At 74.2% G+C, this 302-nt stretch carries 1 pseudogene; it reads left to right on the forward strand.

From position 1 onward, the window contains the following. A pseudogene (locus tag JHD80_RS27975) lies at positions 1-127 on the forward strand (DsbE family thiol:disulfide interchange protein); the annotation flags it as partial. Positions 128-302: the final 175 nt, after the last annotated feature.

Below are 302 nucleotides of genomic sequence, written 5' to 3' on the forward strand. Positions count from 1 at the left end.
GACCGATGCGGTCAGGCAGGGCAAGGTCGCACTGGTCGGGATGAACTACAAGGACGAGGCCGAGAATGCGCGGCGCTTCCTCGGTGCGCTCGGCAATCCATTCTCGGCCGTGGGGGCGGATCAGGCCCTGTCTCTTATACACATCTCCGAGCCCACGAGACTCTAGGCGCGATCTCGTATGCCGTCTTGTGCTTGAAAAAGGGGGGGGGGGGGGGGGGGGGGGGGGGGGGGGGGGGGGGGGGGGGGGGGGGGGGGGGGGGGGGGGGGGGGGGGGGGGGGGGGGGGGGGGGGGGGGGGGGGGG

It is taken from the genome of Allobosea sp. ASV33, from assembly GCF_016428755.1.
Lineage (GTDB): Bacteria > Pseudomonadota > Alphaproteobacteria > Rhizobiales > Beijerinckiaceae > Allobosea.